The sequence below is a fragment of the Pseudonocardia sp. ZF1 genome (assembly GCF_056835605.1).
Genome location: NZ_JAJNBY010000001.1, coordinates 1,368,166 through 1,383,170, shown reverse-complemented (window position 1 = coordinate 1,383,170; position 15,005 = coordinate 1,368,166). Strand labels below are relative to the sequence as shown.

General features: G+C 75.9%; 11 protein-coding genes. 8 read left to right on the top strand and 3 right to left on the bottom strand.

What is annotated here, in order from left to right; translation table 11 throughout:
• Positions 1-6: 6 nt before the first annotated feature.
• Positions 7-1,662, bottom strand: a complete 1,656-nt coding sequence (locus tag ZF1_RS06960) for an FAD-dependent oxidoreductase (RefSeq protein ID WP_357437306.1) — start codon at positions 1,660-1,662, stop codon at positions 7-9.
• A 165-nt stretch (positions 1,663-1,827) separates the two neighbouring features.
• Between ZF1_RS06960 and ZF1_RS06955 the strand changes: the two genes are divergently transcribed.
• Complete coding sequence (locus ZF1_RS06955) at positions 1,828-2,982, top strand: DegT/DnrJ/EryC1/StrS family aminotransferase (RefSeq protein ID WP_357437309.1); 1,155 nt, start codon at positions 1,828-1,830, stop codon at positions 2,980-2,982.
• A gap of 26 nt (positions 2,983-3,008) precedes the next feature.
• Here the strand turns inward: ZF1_RS06955 and ZF1_RS06950 are convergent, their stop codons facing one another.
• Entirely contained in the window at positions 3,009-3,668 is a 660-nt protein-coding gene (locus ZF1_RS06950) for a Dph6-related ATP pyrophosphatase (protein WP_357437669.1), read from the bottom strand.
• 124 nt (positions 3,669-3,792) lie between these two features.
• Between ZF1_RS06950 and ZF1_RS06945 the strand changes: the two genes are divergently transcribed.
• The 4 genes from ZF1_RS06945 (at position 3,793) to ZF1_RS06930 (ending at position 7,980) form a co-directional block, all read left to right on the top strand.
• Positions 3,793-4,389, top strand: a complete 597-nt coding sequence (locus ZF1_RS06945; RefSeq protein ID WP_217266888.1) for a sigma-70 family RNA polymerase sigma factor — start codon at positions 3,793-3,795, stop codon at positions 4,387-4,389.
• A 372-nt stretch (positions 4,390-4,761) separates the two neighbouring features.
• Positions 4,762-5,604: a DUF5134 domain-containing protein gene (locus ZF1_RS06940; protein ID WP_337826463.1), complete on the top strand. Its 843-nt coding sequence runs from the start codon at positions 4,762-4,764 to the stop codon at positions 5,602-5,604.
• Positions 5,601-7,007 carry a PepSY-associated TM helix domain-containing protein gene (locus ZF1_RS06935; RefSeq protein ID WP_083658560.1) on the top strand — a complete coding sequence of 469 codons (1,407 nt, stop codon included), beginning with the start codon at positions 5,601-5,603 and terminating at the stop codon, positions 7,005-7,007. Before ZF1_RS06940 ends, ZF1_RS06935 begins: the two co-directional genes overlap by 4 nt.
• A gap of 79 nt (positions 7,008-7,086) precedes the next feature.
• Positions 7,087-7,980, top strand: a complete 894-nt coding sequence (locus ZF1_RS06930) for an oxidoreductase (protein ID WP_482636789.1) — start codon at positions 7,087-7,089, stop codon at positions 7,978-7,980.
• A 54-nt stretch (positions 7,981-8,034) separates the two neighbouring features.
• On the opposite strand, the gene mftD is transcribed toward ZF1_RS06930, so the two are convergent.
• Positions 8,035-9,252 carry a pre-mycofactocin synthase MftD gene (gene mftD, locus ZF1_RS06925; RefSeq protein WP_062400817.1) on the bottom strand — a complete coding sequence of 406 codons (1,218 nt, stop codon included), beginning with the start codon at positions 9,250-9,252 and terminating at the stop codon, positions 8,035-8,037.
• 585 nt (positions 9,253-9,837) lie between these two features.
• Between mftD and ZF1_RS06920 the strand changes: the two genes are divergently transcribed.
• The 3 genes from ZF1_RS06920 to ZF1_RS06910 all read left to right on the top strand — a co-directional run bounded on the left by ZF1_RS06920 (position 9,838) and on the right by ZF1_RS06910 (position 14,994).
• The gene (locus ZF1_RS06920) at positions 9,838-10,719 is read left to right on the top strand and encodes a LytR/AlgR family response regulator transcription factor (RefSeq protein ID WP_476654822.1); all 882 of its coding nucleotides are present in this window, start codon (positions 9,838-9,840) and stop codon (positions 10,717-10,719) included.
• Positions 10,720-10,823: 104 nt separating this feature from the next.
• A complete protein-coding gene (locus ZF1_RS06915) occupies positions 10,824-11,834 on the top strand; it encodes a hypothetical protein (RefSeq protein ID WP_482636788.1) in 1,011 nt (336 codons plus the stop codon).
• A gap of 781 nt (positions 11,835-12,615) precedes the next feature.
• Entirely contained in the window at positions 12,616-14,994 is a 2,379-nt protein-coding gene (locus tag ZF1_RS06910) for an LCP family protein (RefSeq protein WP_482636787.1), read from the top strand.
• Positions 14,995-15,005: the final 11 nt, after the last annotated feature.

Below are 15,005 nucleotides of genomic sequence, written 5' to 3'. Positions count from 1 at the left end.
GCGGGCTCAGCCCCGGACGTCGGCCGTGATCAGCTCCGCGGTCCGGCAGGCCAGCGCGACCAGCGCCAGCGTCGGCCCGACCGCGCCGGCCGACGGGAACACCGCGCTGGAGGCGATGTGCACGTTCGGCGTGCCGTGCACCCGGCACTCCGGGTCCACGACGCCGGTGCGCGGCGACTCCGACATGCGCAGCAGCCCCATCTGGTGGGTGCCGTCGGTCATGTCCATGTCGTGCACGTGCTCCACGTCGGACAGGTCGACGTGGGCGAGCCCGGTCCGCTCCAGCTCCTTGCCGATCAGGGACAGCGACGTCACGATCGCCTCCCGGTCAGCGGCGGAGACCCGGTAGTCGACCCGCAGCCGGTGCTGGCCCAGCGCGTCGCGCTCGCGGTCGAGCGTGACCCGGTTCCCCGGGTCGGGGGTCTGCTCGGCGTCGAACCGCAGCCGGCAGTGCGCGGAGTCCAGCGGCATGAACGACGGCACCCGCCGCTCCCCGGTGATCCGCGGCCGGGCCCACCCACGGGCGAAGCGTGCCACCCGCAGCGGGTCGGCGGCGACGTTGCGCACGTGGTGGCCGATGTCGGTGGTGTGGCTGTACTGGGCGTGCGTCCCGGCGGCCTTGAACCCGGTGCGGAGCTTGCCCAGGCCCCAGTAGGTCAGCGCGAACGTCGACAGCAGCGCGTCGCCGTGCTCGGCGTCCTTCGGGTCGGCGAACCACAGCGCTGCCTTCAGGTTGCCCAGCCGGTGGTCGGCCTGGACCTGCGGGGACAGCGAGAGCATCCGGCGGGCGTAGACGCCGTCGTCGGTGGGCAGGTAGCCCAGGCCCAGCGTGCGCCCGGCCGTGGTCAGCCGCAGCCGCCCGACCTCGCCCACCGGGTGGGTCATGTAGTGCCGCCCGACCTGGCCGTACTCGTCGCCGATCCCGGCTCCGGTCCCGGTGCCGCCGTAGCCGTCGGAGGCGAGCAGGATCCGGACCGACTCCAGGCCCCCCGCCGCGACGACGAAGTGCCGCGCCCGGATCCGGATGTCGCATCCCGGCCGCGGGACGACGACGGCCTCGGTCGCGGTGCCCGACACCGGGTCGCGCTCCAGACGGGCGACGGTGGCGTGCAGGAACAGCCGGATCCGCCCCGCCTTCGCCATGTTCTCCACGGTCGGTGCGAACGACGTCGGCGGGCTCCAGCGCCACAGGTCGTCCCAGCGCAGGGTGTCGCTGTGGATCCCGGCTGGGGCAGCCGGGAAGCCCGACTCCGGGGCCGAGTACTCGCAGGCGCCGGCGTCGAGGTGCCGCTGGGCGGCCGGGTACCAGGCGCGCAGCTCCTCGTGCCGGATCGGCCACGCGGCACCGGGCATCCACTCGCGGTCGGAGAAGTCGACGTCGTCGAGCGGGGCGCAGCGCCCGCCCCACACCAGGGAGGTGCCGCCGAGGCGTTTCTGCCGGACGGCGTCGACCGGGTCGTGCTTGCCCCGCCCGGTGATGCCCCGGTAGGTGTCGCGGGCGGTGCGGCTCAGACCCGGGCCGCCACCCTCCAGGACGACGACGCGCAGGCCGCGGTCGGCCAGCTCGGTCGCGGCCGCGGCCCCGGCCGGACCGCTGCCGATCACGCAGACCTCGGCCTCGAAGATGGAGCCGGGGAGCGCGCGCCGGGTGTCGATGAGCATGGAGGGCGGTTCCTTCCGAACGTGGTGCGGTACTGCCACCGATGGTGCCCCGGCTCGGCTGTGAGGACGCTGTGGCTGCTCCCGGCCTCCCGTCGCCGGGGGCGTGCCGACCCGCCCGGTACCGTCGTGTCCGGTTCACACGGTTCGCATCCGGAGGAGCACGGTATGGGACTCGCCGCCATGGCGACGACCGCACGGGGGATGGCCGCGACGGTCCGGGTCCTCGGGCGCGGGGAGCTGGGCCGCTTCACCGGCGGCGACCGCTCGGAGGTCGCACGGTTCGAGTCCGAGCTCGCCGGGTTCCTCGGGACCTCGCACGCACTGGCCGTCAACAGCGGCACCAGCGCCCTGGTCGCGGCACTCGTCGGCGCCGGGGTCGGCCCCGGCGACGAGGTGCTCGTCCCCGCCTATACCTGGGTGTCGACGGCCGCCGCGGCACTCGCCGTCGGCGCCGTGCCGGTCCTGGTCGAGGTCGACGCCTCGCTCACGATGGACCCGGCCGACCTCAAGGACCGGATCACCCCGCGCAGCCGGGCGGTGCTGCCGGTGCACATGCTCAACCATGTCGCCGACATGGACGCGATCATGGACGTCGCGGCCGCCCACGACCTCGTGGTGATCGAGGACGCCTGCCAGGCCATCGGCGTCACGTACCGGGGGCGCCCGGCCGGGTCGATCGGCCACGCCGGCGCCTTCAGCTTCAATCAGCACAAGAACATCCGCTCCGGCGAGGGCGGCGCCCTGGTCACCCGGGACCCGAAGCTGTTCGAGCGGGCGTCGATGTACCACGACGTCGGCAGCTACGAACGCGCCGGATTCGCCGGGGCCGACGCGGACCTGATCGTCGGGGTCAACCTGCGGATGCCCGAGCTGTCCGCGGCGGTGCTGCGTCCGCAGCTGGCCGGCCTGCGTGCGCAGATCGCCCGGCGCGGGCGGCACCGCGACATCATGCTGTCGGCGCTGTCGGACCGGATCGGGCGCGACCTGGAGCCGGTGCCGCACCACGACCCGGCGCACGCCGCCGGGCTGGCGCTGGCCTTCCCGTCGGCCGAGGCGGCGGCGGAGTTCGGTGCCCGCCGCGGCGTGCACCGGCTCATCGACACCGGCCGGCACGTCTACACGAACTGGCGCTCGCTGCGGGCCCGCAACCCGCTGCACCCCGGGTTCGACCCGTACGCGGCGAACGGCACCGAGATCGACCACGGCCCCGGCGCCTGCCCACGCACCCTGGAGATCCTGGCCCGGACCTGCGTGGTCGACCTCGCCCCCGAGCTGCCGACGCCGGCGTTCCGGCTGCTCGCCTCCCGCACCGCGGGCTGAGCCGCCCGGCGGGCACGGACCCGGTCTCAGCCGGCCGGGGCCAGCACGGCCTGCACGTGGCCGTCGCGGGCGACGGTGCCGGTGACCACGACCGGCACGTCGTGGGCGAACCCCGGCCCGCCGGTGACGAAGGTGTGGAACTCGCCGTTCTCCCCGCACGGGTCCACCCCCGGTGGCAGCGCTGCCAGGAACTCGGCGTCGAACGCAGCCCCGGCGAGCCGCGCGGGGACCCGGCCCGGGTCGACGGCGACGACGACCGCCCGCAACCCGGCGTCGAGCATCCCGGCGGCCAGCGCACCGGTCGCCGCGCCCCACAGCGGGAACACCCCGGTGACCCCGGTGCCGTCGAGGACCTCCTCGCGGAACGCACGGACGTCGGCCAGCGCCAGGTCGCCGTGCACCAGCCCGGTGACACCGGACGCGGCGGCCGGCGCGAGCGCGGCCCGCAGCCGGGCCCGGTACTCGCCGTCGGCGCACGACGGCGGCAGCTCCACCCGGTGCAGCGGCAGGCCCAGCGCGTCGGCCTGGGCGGCGACGAGCGCGGCCCCCACGCCGTGCACCGCGATCTCCGCGCCACCGGGCCCTGCCGTGACGGTGCTGAGCAGCCCGGTCACCCGCGCTCCGGCCCGCCGCGCGGCGGCCAGCGCCGTCGCCGCGTCCTTGCCCCCGGACCAGCTGACCCACATGTCGGACACCCTGCGACGGTAGCGTCCGGACAGCACCGATCCGGTCACACACCGTGCTCCCACCGAGCGGACGGTGACCGGGTCGGGCTTCTGCCCCGCACGGCCGACGGCTACCGTGACCAGCGTGCCCGAACGCCACGACGACGCCACCGTGACGGCGTGGGCGTTGGCCGCGGGTGCCGGTGACACAGCCGCGCTCGCGGAGTTCGTGCGGGCGACCCAGGTCGACGTCCACCGCTTCCTCGTCCACCTCGGCCGCGACGACGCCGAGGACCTCACCCAGGAGACGTTCCTGCGGGCCCTGCGGTCGCTGCCCTCGTTCGCGGGCCGCTCCACCGCGCGCACCTGGCTGCTGTCGGTCGCCCGCCGGGTCGCCGTCGACGCGGTGCGCACCGCGGTCCGCCGGCCCCGCGTGCGGGACCTGGGCGAGGACACCCAGGAGGTGCTGGAGCGCGCGGTGCCCCGCACCGGCGCGCAGGAGGCCGTCCTGCTGCGGACGCTGGTCGACGCGCTGCCCGACGACCGTCGTGAGGCGTTCGTCCTGACCCAGGTCCTGGACCTGGGCTACGCCGAGGCCGCGCAGGTCTGCGGCTGCCCGGTCGGCACCATCCGGTCCCGGGTCGCCCGGGCACGCGAGGACCTGCTGCGCGCGCTCGGCGAGGACGGAACCGGGACCGCCGGGGCGGCCGCGCCCGGCGTACGGCGCGCCGCCCGCCCCTGAGACCGCGCCGCACCCGACGCGTCCCACCGGGCCGCCGCCCCGACCACAGCGGCATCCGACCACAGCGGCATCCGACCACAGCGGCATCCGACCACAGCGGCACCCGACCACAGCGGCACCCGGCCGCATACCCCCCGGTCACTGCACCCGACCGCCGCTGTACCCCGGGCCGTCGCGGCACCCGGCCGCCGCCGCATCCGACCGCCGCGGCATCCGGGCCTCCGCACCGCCCGACCACCGTGGTCCGACGGTCACGACGGGAGTGACCGGCGCCGCACCCACCGGACCGGTACGGGCGGGAACCGGACAGGCCCCACCGGCGACCACTTCCGGCGTGCGCCCCCGCACCTCCCCCGCCCCCGAGGAGTACCTGTGATCTCGTCGTTGCCGCTGGCCTGGGCCCTGACGGCGGTGTTCGCCGCCACCGGGTTCTATGCGCTGACCCGCTGGGCCACCGCGGTCTCGGAGCGTCGCTCCGCCGCGCACCGCACCGCGGAGCTCGCGCACCTGCTGATGAGCGCGGCGATGGTCGTCATGACCTGGACCTGGTACGGCAGCGCCGGGCTGTGGACCCAGATCGTCCTGTTCTCCGTGCTGGGTGTGTTCTTCCTGGTCACCGCGTCACGCGGGGTGCCCTGCGGACCCTCGGGGCGGGTCGCGGGTGCGGCGCACGCACTGATGGCCGCGGCGATGGTCTGGATGCTCGCCGCGATGCCGCTGATCATGGCCTCACCGGCGGAGGCCGCGGGCGGCGGCGGTGCCCACGCCCACCACGGCGGCGGTGCCGCCATGGACATGTCCGGGACGGCCCGCGCGGCGGGCCCGGCCGGGTGGGCGATCGCGGTGACCGTGACGCTGTGCGCGGTGCTCCTGGCCGCCGCCGGGTACTGGGGTGCCCGCGCGCTGAGCCACGACCGCGACGCCGGGGACCCGCTGACGCCCGACGACGCGTCCACGACCGGTGCCGCGACCGACCCGGCCGCCTGCGACTGCGCCGACCCCGCGGCGGCCCCGCAGGCCCGTTCCGCGCAGCCGGCCCCGGCCGGGACGGCGACCACGGCCGGGACGGCGGGGGCGGCCACGGCGCTCGCCGAGCGGGCCGGGGCCCCTGCGCGGACGGCGGGCCGGCTGGGCGCGCGCTCCGACGCCGCCTGCCACGCAGCCATGAGCGTCGGCATGGTCGTCATGCTCGCGGCGATGGTGGCGGGCTGGTGAGCGCCGGCCTCGACACCCGGCCCGGGGCGCCCGTCCCGCCGCCGGAGCGGCCCCCGCTGTTCCGGGGCCTGAAGGGACTCGTCACCCGGATCCACTTCTACGCGGGCCTGTTCGTCGGCCCGTTCCTGCTGGTCGCGGCGCTGACGGGGCTGCTCTACACGCTGTCGCCACCGATCGAGCGCTGGATGTACGCGGACGCGCTGACCGCCCCGGTCAGTGGCCCGGAGCTCCCGCTGTCGCGGCAGGTCGAGGCGGCCGTCGCGACCCAGCCCGGCCTGCCCGTCACCGAGATCCGGCCGTCGCGCGAGCCCGGCGCGACGACCCGGGTGTCGTTCGACGCCGACCTGCCTGAGAGCTACAGCCGCACCGTGTTCGTCGATCCGTACACCGCGCAGGTGCGGGCCACCCTCGACACCTACGCCGAGTGGCTCCCGGCCCGCGGCGTGATCGACAATCTGCACCGCTCACTGCTGCTGGGCGCCCCCGGACAGGTCTACACCGAGCTCGCGGCGTCCTGGCTGGCCGTGCTCACCCTGTCCGGCCTCGTGGTGCAGGTGACCCGCCGGGTACGACGACGCCGGGAGCGGCTGCTGCCGCGGACCGGCGGGTCGTCGCGGTCGCGACTGCGGTCCTGGCACGGCGCGGTGGGCGTCTGGGCCTCGGTCGGCTTCCTGTTCCTCGCCGCGACCGGCCTGACCTGGTCGCAGTTCGCCGGGGCCAACGTGGGCGCGCTGCGCACCGCCCTGGACTGGACGACGCCGTCGGTCAGCAGCACGCTGCCCGCCGCCGGTGGTGACGCGGCCGCGCCCGTGACGGGTGCCGCGACGGCACCGGTGGCCCCGCGGGCGGTCCCGGCCGTCGCCCAGCGGGTCCTGGACGCCGCGCGCGCCGACGGCCTCTCCGGACCGGTCGAGCTCACCCCGGGCGAGCCCGGCGAGGCCTGGACGGTCCAGCAGACGGTGCGCAGCTGGCCGTCGCAGCAGGACTCGGTCGCCGTGGCCCCGGCGACCGGGACGATCACCGACCGGCTCGCCTTCGCGGACTGGCCGGTCGCGGCGAAGCTCGCCCGCTGGGGTATCGACGCGCACATGGGCCTGCTGTTCGGCACCGTCAACCTGGTCGCGCTCGCCGCACTCGCGTCGGCCGTGGTCGTGCTGGTCGTGTGGGGCTACCGGATGTGGTGGCTGCGCAGGCCGACCCGGCCGGACGGGTCGCGCGGACTCGCCGGGCCGCCCGGGTCCCGGGAACGGCCCTCCCCCGCCGCGGTGGCGCTGGTCGGGCTGGCCGCGGTGGCGGCCGGGCTGGTGCTGCCGGTGCTGGGGGTCTCGCTGATCCTGTTCCTGCTCGTCGACGCCCTGGTCGCGGCCCGGCGGGACCGGCAGACCGGCGAGCCGGCGGGCTGACCCGTCCGGGGCGCGGGCGCGCAAGGCCCCGCGCGAGCGGGTAGACCTGGGGTCCCGTTCCCCGCGAAGGAGTCCTCCCGTGTTCCGGACCTCACCCGCCCCCTGGACGACGGCGGACATCCCGCCCCAGCAGGGCAGGACCGTGATCGTCACCGGCGCCACCAGTGGCCTCGGGCTGGAGACCACCCGGGCCCTGGTGCACGCCGGTGCGCGTGTCGTGCTGGCCGTACGGGACACCGTCCGCGGCGAGGAGATCGCCTCCGAGCTCGGTGGCGCGGTGTCGGTGCGCCGCCTCGACCTGGCCGACCTCACCTCGGTCCGCGAGTTCGCCGCCGGGTTCGAGGGCACCGCCGACGTCCTGGTCAACAACGCCGGGCTGATGGCGGTGCCGTTCTCCCGCACCGCGGACGGATTCGAGACCCAGCTCGGGGTCAACTTCCTCGGCCACTTCGCGCTGACCGGGCTGCTGGGCGACCGGATCACCGAACGCGTCGTGACACTGTCCAGCCTCGCCCACCGGATGGGCCGGATCGGCATCGACGACCTGAACTTCGAGCGCCGCCGCTACGAGCGCTGGACCGCCTACGGCCAGTCCAAGCTCGCCTGCCTGATGTTCGCCTACGAGCTGGAGCACCGGTTCGTGGCCGCCGGGTCGCGGCTGCGGTCGATGGCCGCCCACCCGGGCCTGTCCTCCACCAACCTCCAGGGGCGCACCGAGTCCTTCCAGGACACGATCATGTCGGTGTTCACCCCGCTGGTCGCCCAGCCGGCGCCGATGGGCGCGCTGCCGACACTGTTCGCGGCGACCGTGCCGGATCTGCCGGGCGGTGCCTACATCGGACCCGACGGGATCGGCGAGGCACGCGGCAACCCGCGGCCGGTGGGGTCCACGGCGGCCTCGCACGACCGCCGGATGCAGCGGGCGCTCTGGGAGCGCGCCGAGGAGCTGACCCGGGTCACGTACCCGCTGTGAGCAGGCGGTGGTGCGGGGGCCCGGTCGCGCCGGGCCCCCCCACCACCGGGTGTCTCAGAGCTTCGAGACGCGGGTGAAGTTCTCCGGGACGATCAGGTCGTCGCGGGAGAGCTCGTGGATCGACTTCTTGCCCAGGCCCAGCAGCGCCTCGTCGATCCCCTTGTAGAGGATCGACAGGACGTTGGTGACCCCGCGCTCGCCCTGCGCGGCCATCCCCCACAGGTAGGCGCGGCCGATCAGGACCGCGCGGGCACCGAGCGCGAGCGCCTTGACGACGTCGGCGCCGCGTCGGATGCCGCCGTCCATCACGACCTCGACCTGGTCACCGACGGCGTCGACGATCGCGGGCAGCGCCCGGATCGCGGCCGGGGTGCCGTCGAGGTTGTTGCCGCCGTGGTTGGACACCGAGACCGCGGTGGCGCCCGCGTCGACGGCGCGACGGGCGTCGTCGGGGTGCATGATGCCCTTGATCATGAACGGGCCGCCCCACTTCTCGCGGAGCCAGGCGATGTCGTCCCAGGTCGGCAGCGGGGTGGTCCACCAGACGCCGTAGGCGCCGAAGAAGGTGGGGGCGTCGCCGCCACCGGGGGGCGCCATGTTCGGGGCCTTGAGGTCCGGGATCCTCCCGGACTTCGCCCAGTCCAGCACGTAGCGCGGCTTGGTGATCATCTCGGGCGCGAACTGCAGCGCGGCCTTGACGTCGACCTTCTCGGGGATGGGCGGGCTGCCCCAGTCGCGGCGGGTGGCGAAGGTCCAGTCCAGGGTCACGATGAGGCCCTTGGCGCCCGCCCGCTTCGCACGCAGGGCGCGCTCGAGGATGTCCTCCTTCGACCCGGCCCAGTAGACCTGGAAGAAGACCTTGTCGTGGACCGCGCAGACGTCCTCGACCGAGCGGGACGCGAACGACGACAGACCCATCGCCGTCGACACGGTCTGCTCGGGGTTCAGCGGGTTCTGGATGTTGGAGCTGTGCGCGGCGCGCGCGACCGCGACCTCGCCCTCGGGGTCGACGGCCTGCACACCGGTCGGGGAGATCATGACCGGGAAGTCGATGTCGACGCCCATCACCGAGGTCTTCTGCTCCCGCTGCGGCGGCAGCCCCGCGATGTGCGGGCGGAAACCGAGCTCGTCGAAGGCGGCGACGTTGTCCGCCAGCGTGATCCCCTGCTCCGCGCCGGCGACCAGCGCGTAGTAGACCGACTTCGGCAGGCGCTTGCGCGCCCGTCGCTGCGCCTCCGCGACCGTCTCGAACCAGTCCTTCGTGCTCGCCATGCCTGCCCCTTCGCAGTCGGAGGTTTGCGCCCGGCCACCGTCGGTCGCGGCCGGTCCGACACGCCGACCGCGTACGAGACGGTCCCACGTGGCGGGTCTCACGGCACGGTAGCGTTTCGGCACCGAGTGCCACAATGACACCCGCCCGCAGCCCGTCCGATCGGCGGGGGAACGACCCTCCGCCCGACCAGCCACGACGCCGTCCCAGGCCCCGAGGACGGACCGCGTCCACGACCGGCTGCCACGACTCGTGACGCTCCGCTGTCACGCCCACTCCGAAGGCCCACCCCGGATCGTGTGGGACGGGAGGCCGGACCGGCCGTCGGTGACGCTCCGCTGTCTCGATACGGTGTGCCCGCAGTCACCGGTCAGCGGGCGGTGTGCCCGCGGCAAGGAGGAGCCGTGTACAGCCACGCGCGGGGTGGGCACGCTTCGGGCGCGACGCCCGCCGGCCCGGTCGGCCACGTGCTGCAGCCCGGGTACGGCGCCGCGAGCAACCACCGGCCCATCGGGGTCCCGGGACAGCTCCGCGCCCCGGAGCCGCCGCAACCACCGCCTGCCGCCCCGGCGGGGACACGGCTCACCGTGCTCGCCGTCGACGACGAGGAACCGGCCCTGCTCGAGCTGGCGCACCTGCTCGGCGAGGACCAGCGGGTCGCGACCGTGCTGACCGCGCCGGACGCCACCGAGGCGCTGCGCATCCTGCACGGCTCGCAGGCCGACGCGAGCACCCCGACCGTCGACGTCGTGTTCCTCGACATCCGGATGCCCGGCCTCGACGGCCTGGAGCTCGCCCGGGTGCTGAACGCGATGGCCGACCCGCCGCCGGTGGTGTTCGTGACCGCCCACGACGACCGCGCCGTCGACGCCTACGAGGTCGGCGCCGTCGACTACCTGCTCAAGCCGCTGCGCACCGAGCGCCTGTCCGGCTCGCTGGACCGCACCATGGCGCTGCGCGCCGCCCGCCGGGCCGCCCCCGGCCCACCCCCGGCGCCGCCGCGCCACGGCGTCGAGCAGGGCGGCAGGCCCGATCCCGCGGCCGCCCGCCGGGGTGCCCCCGCCGCGACCACCGACGACGAGGTGGTGCCGGTCGAGCTGGCCGGCACCACGAAACTCGTCCCCCGCTCCTCGATCCGGTTCGTCGAGGCCCAGGGCGACTACGCCCGGCTGCACACCAGCGAGGGCAGCCACCTGGTCCGGATACCGGTCTCGGTGCTGGAGGACCGCTGGGGCGAGGCCGGGTTCGTGCGGATCCACCGCGCCTACCTGGTGTCGCTGCCGCTCATCACCGAGCTGCGCATGTCCGGGTCGGGGTACGTGGTCCGCCTCGGCAACGGGCCGGGGGCGGTCGAGCTGCCCGTCAGCAGGCGGCACACCGCGGGCCTCAAGCGGATCCTGCGGGGACGTCCACCGCGTCCGCAGCGCGGGCCCGAGGACGGCCCGGACGGGCCCGTCGTCCCGCGCTGACCCGGGTCGGACGACCGCGGCGGGCCACGGCCCGTCGCGTGGCCGACACGCCCGGTCACCGTCCGTACTGCCGTGCGCGATCCTGTCGCCTAGCCTGGTGACCGGTGTCCATCTCGGGTGAGTCCTCGCACGTCCTGTCCGTCACCAGCCGTCGTCGCCGCGCGCGTCGCCTGCGTCCGCCTGCGTTGCTCGTGGCGCTGCTGACCGCGTGCGCGCTGGTCGCGGGCTGCTCCGCGAGCGCCGCCGCCCCGCCCGGCTCCGGCCGCCCCGCCGTCCCCGAGCAGCCGGCGCCCACCTCCGCCGCGCCCGCGGTGCCGGAGCTTCCCGGTGGTGGCACCGAGGTCTTCCCGGGCCGCCGGATGGCAGCGCTCTACGGACACCCGGGCACCCCGTCGATGGGCGTCCTCGGCGAGCAGGACCTGCCGCGCTCGATCGCCCGCGCGAAGGACCTCGCCGCCGACTTCCAGCCGCTCGTGCGCGAGCCCGTCGTGCCGGCGTTCGAGATCATCACGACGGTCGCCGACCGTGCCCCCGGCCCGGACGGCGACTACTCGGCGGAGATGAGCGTCGAGGAGCTGCGACCGTGGGTCGAGCAGGCCGGGAAGGCCGGCGTCTACGTGGTGCTGGACCTGCAGCCCGGGACCACCGACTTCCTGACCCAGGCGAAGCGCTACGCCGAGCTGCTCGCGCAGCCGCACGTCGGGCTCGCGCTCGACCCCGAGTGGCGGCTGGAGCCGGGCCGGCGCCACGGCGTGCAGGTCGGCTCGGTGACCGCGGCCGAGATCAACCGGACCTCGGAGTGGCTGGCCGGGCTGGTGCGCGCGAAGAAGCTGCCGCAGAAGGTGTTCCTCATCCACCAGTTCCGGGTCTCGATGATCTCCGACCGGCAGACCGTGGTCACCTCCCACCGCGAGCTCGCGACCGTGCTGCACGCCGACGGCTACGGCACCCGCCAGGAGAAGACCGAGACCTGGAACGCACTGCACGCCGCACCCCGTCCGCCCGGTCTGTGGTGGGGCTGGAAGAACTTCATCGACGAGGACGAGCCGACCTTCACCCCGCGCGAGACCTACGCCGTCCGGCCCGAGTCGCCCGTCTTCGTGTCCTACCAGTGACGGGTATGTCCGCCCTGCCCGGCGCCACCCACCGGGGTGGGTGGCCGCTCACCGAGATCGTGATCACGGCAAGTACCCTCACCGGGACCCGAGCGCCGTCGTCGCCGCCGGGTGCGCAGGCACGTGCCGCGGCTCCTCCGCGCGGCACGGCCACCCCGCCCGTGCCGACCAGTGAAGGGGGTGCTCCGGGTGGACGAACGACCGCAGGAGGGCTCCCGCCCGACCGGTCCGGACCGGCCACGACGACCCGGCCCTCCCGAGCGCGCCCGCCGCGACGACCGCCCGCACCTGCGGGACGAGGCCCGGCGTGGCACCCCGCCCCGGGACCGCGGTGAGACCCCGCCGCCGCCCGCCCGTGGCGGTGCCACACCCCGCCCGGCCCCCCGGGCCCCCGGCCCCGCAGTCCGGCAGGCCCGGTGACCGCAGGCCCCCGCAGTCCGGGAGGCCTCCCCAGGAGCAGCCGTCGGGCCCCCGGCGACGACCCGGTCCGCCCGCACCCGGTGCGCCACGCCCGCCCGCCGGTGACCCGCGCCCCGGGACCGGTCCCGCGGCGCGTCCCGGTGGCAGGCCCCCCGGCCCGCCGGACGGTGCCGGGCGCCCCGCCGAGGACGAGTCCTGGCTCCCCCGACGCGAGCGGGAGGCCCGGGCCGCGGTCCGGCAGGCCGCCGCCTGGTCGTCCCGCGCGACCCGGGAGGAGACCCCGGGCCGTGGTGGGCACAGCGACAGCAGGCCCACCGACATCCGTTCCATCCGCGCGACCCGTCGTGGCATCGGTGACACCGTGAAGGTCCCCGGCCGGCCGGACACCGCCGCGGAGCACCGGCGGCACCGCGCCTCCGAGCCCGACGCCCCGCCGGAGGAGCGTGACCGCGCGGCCCGGCTCAGCGGCGAGCTGCCGATCGTCCCGCGCCGGCCCGGTGGCCCGGACTCCGGTGGCGCGGTGCCCGGTGGTGCCGGTGCGTCCGCGCCCACGGGTTCGCGCCCGGACGCACCGTCGCGCCCCGGCGGCCCCGCGGTCCCGAGCGGTCCGGGTCGGTCGCGTCCGGGCCAGGCGGGCCCGGGGCCGCTGCCGCCGGGTGGCGCCCGGCGCCCCGGTGAGGCCCGTCCCGGTGCTCCCGACCCGCGGTCCGGCGGCCGGCCCGACAGCGGCCCGCAGGCCGTACCGGGCCGTTCCACCGCGACCGGGCAGCCCGGCGGCGCCACCGCGCCCCCCTCCGGTGCGCGGTCGTCCGGCACCGCCCGCCCGGACGGCGCCCCCGGTCGGTCCGACACCGGCAGACCGGACGGACCGCAGGCACGCCCCGCCGACACACGCCCGGCAGGTCCGGGCGGGTCCGCGCCGGAGGCCCCGCGCGACACCTCGCGTTCCGCTCCTCCTCGGCCACCGCACACCGGTCTCGCCGCCGGTGCCGCGGCAGGCACCGCCGCGGCAGGCACCGCCGCAGCAGGCTCGGCGGCGGGAGGCTCCGCGGCGAAGGCCCGGGGCGGCCGCGGTGAGAGGCGCGACGGGAACAGCACGCTGTCCCCGCCCGCCGGCAGGTCGGCCGCACCCGACCCCGCGCGGCGCACCCTCGCCGCCGCGCTCGGACTCACCGTGGCGTCCACCGTGGTGCCCGGCAGCGGACACCTCGCGCTGCGCCGCCGTCGTACCGGTGGGCTGATCCTCGGCACAGTGGTCGCGATCGTCGTCGGGCTGGCGGCGGTGGTACTCCTGGCCCGGCGCTCGACGCTGCTCCAGAACCTGCTGTCGACGACCACGCTGACCGTCATCGCGGTGGCGCTGGTGGTCGCCGGGATCGCCTGGATCGCCCAGGTCGCGCGGACCTACGCACTGGCCCGGCCGCGCGGGATGCCGCTCGGCCGGAAGATCCTCGGCACCGGGACCGCGGCCCTGCTGTGCCTCACCGTCGCCGTGCCCTTCGGCTACGGCGTCGAGCTGATGAACTCCCAGCGCGGGCTGCTGAACTCGCTGTTCCAGGGCGGCGGGACCTCGGCGGCCGAGGCGCTGGGCAAGCCCCGGCTGAACGTGCTGCTGCTGGGCAGCGACGCCGGCGACGACCGGACCGGTACCCGTACCGACACCATGATGGTCGCCAGCATCGACACCCGTTCCGGCCGGACGACGCTGTTCAGCCTGCCCCGCAACATCCAGCGGGCCGAGTTCCCGCCGGGCAGCCCGGCCGCGGAGGAGTTCCCGGACGGCTTCCACGACCCGTCGCAGCCGTTGTCGGGCGACTACCTGCTCAACGCCGTCTACGCCTATGCCGAGCAGCACCCGGAGATCGCGCCGTCGGGACCGACGTCGTCGCCGGGCATCAACCTGCTCCAGTCCTCGATCGCGTACATGACCGGCCTGCCGCTGGACTACTACCTCGAGGTCAACATGGCCGGGTTCTCCTCGATGATCGACGCCGTCGGCGGGGTCACCGTGAACGTCGGGCCCGAGCCGATCCCGGTCGGTGGCGTCACCGCGTTCGGCAGGCACGTCACCCCGGACCGCTACATCAGCCCCGGGGTGCAGACCCTGGGCGGCGAGGACGCGCTGTGGTTCGCGCGCTCCCGCCGGGACGGCACCGACTACCAGCGGATGGGCCGCCAGCGCTGCCTGATCCAGGCGGTCATCTCGCAGACGACCGCGACCGAGCTGATCTCCCGGTTCCAGAGCATCGCCGCGGTGACCCGGGACAACGTCGCCACCGACATGCCCCAGCAGGTGCTGCCCGCGCTGGCCGTCCTGGCCGACGAGGGGTTCCGGCTGGAGAGCGTCGCGTTCGACCCGTCGCTGCCGGACCCGAACTCCTCGACGGGCTACTTCGTCACCGCCGACCCCGACGTCTCCTACATGCGCGAGGTCGTCCGCAACGCCATCGCCGACCCGGCCCCGGAGCCGGCGCCCGGGAGCGCCCCGGCGCCCGCCGCCCCGACGACGCAGCCGTCCCCGAGCACGGAGTCGTCGCGGTCGTCCTCGGCGAGCGCGTCGCCGACCCCCGACCCGGCCGCGGCGCTGCCGCAGTCGGTCGAGGAGTCCTGCGCGGCGACGGGCGCGGCCGACGTCCCCGCCGGGGGCGAGCCCGGCACGTCGCAGGACCCGTCCGCGACCGGTTCGACCGGGGTCTCCGGCTCCGATCAGGTCGACGGCCTCCGTCCCGACCAGAACTGAGCGCTCCGCAC

Bases quoted from the DNA above. Each gene is read 5' to 3' on its own strand.
- ZF1_RS06960 (WP_357437306.1), bottom strand. From the start codon at position 1,662: ATGCTCATCGACACCCGGCGCGCGCTCCCCGGCTCCATCTTCGAGGCC.
- ZF1_RS06955 (WP_357437309.1), top strand. From the start codon at position 1,828: ATGGGACTCGCCGCCATGGCGACGACCGCACGGGGGATGGCCGCGACG.
- ZF1_RS06950 (WP_357437669.1), bottom strand. From the start codon at position 3,668: ATGTGGGTCAGCTGGTCCGGGGGCAAGGACGCGGCGACGGCGCTGGCC.
- mftD (WP_062400817.1), bottom strand. From the start codon at position 9,252: ATGGCGAGCACGAAGGACTGGTTCGAGACGGTCGCGGAGGCGCAGCGA.